Below are 824 nucleotides of genomic sequence, written 5' to 3' on the forward strand. Positions count from 1 at the left end.
AATGGCGCGCTTGCTTTGCGTACCGTACCCCACCACCACCACTTCGTTCAGGGTTTTATTGGAGGGGACCATAGCCACATCAATCACCGACCGGTTATTGGCGGGTATTTCCTGCGTTTCGTAGCTGATCGAGCTGAAGACCAGTGTCGCATTTTCCTTGACGGATAACGTATACACCCCATCCTGATTGGTAATGGTCCCGGTTGTTGCGGATTTGACCACCACCGAGACACCCGGTAAGGCCTTGCCGGTTTCGTCCGTTACTTTTCCAGAAACCGAAACCGACCTGTTCTGGGCAAACGCCGATACGCATAAAAACGAAAGAAATAGAAAAGCGGTATGTAACAACCACCTACGTTTGAGTAAAAAGATAAGATCCATGCAACTGCGATTTTTTGAGTATAGGGCAATTAAATCAATAAAAAGTGCTAAAGTATAGGCTTAAAACTACCAGTGCTTACGCCTTCAAGTCTCCTGTACTCTCCTGTAATTTGGTTTCGAAAATTTTCTTTTGCTTTCTTTTTTTTGTAATAAGGTTGTCTTTGGTAAATTATTTTGTTGGTATTATCCTACTAATCATTTGGTATTAGGCATAAATGCTTTTTAATGTCCTGGAATAGGCCAATTCCGGCGGTTTGATGATTGGCAGACATACTGGCGGGTGAGTTTGAANCGGGAGACAATAGGACGCAATCACGGCCGGTACCGGTTCAGGCATTGCGTATAGCAACTGAAGCAGGTAATAACGCACTTGACGAATCAGCGACTGGCAGTCGTGCCGGATTCACGTTAGTTTTACGCAACGGTAAACCATAACGCATATG

1 protein-coding gene is annotated in these 824 nt (G+C 44.8%); it reads right to left on the minus strand.

Annotated elements, in window-relative coordinates; genetic code table 11:
* Positions 1-381: carboxypeptidase-like regulatory domain-containing protein (locus BLX24_RS30785; protein WP_177225995.1), on the minus strand; the 381-nt coding region annotated here is incomplete at its 3' end.
* Positions 382-824 lie beyond the last annotated feature (443 nt).

Origin of the sequence: Arsenicibacter rosenii (assembly GCF_001870735.1) — a bacterium.
Lineage (GTDB): Bacteria > Bacteroidota > Bacteroidia > Cytophagales > Spirosomataceae > Arsenicibacter > Arsenicibacter rosenii.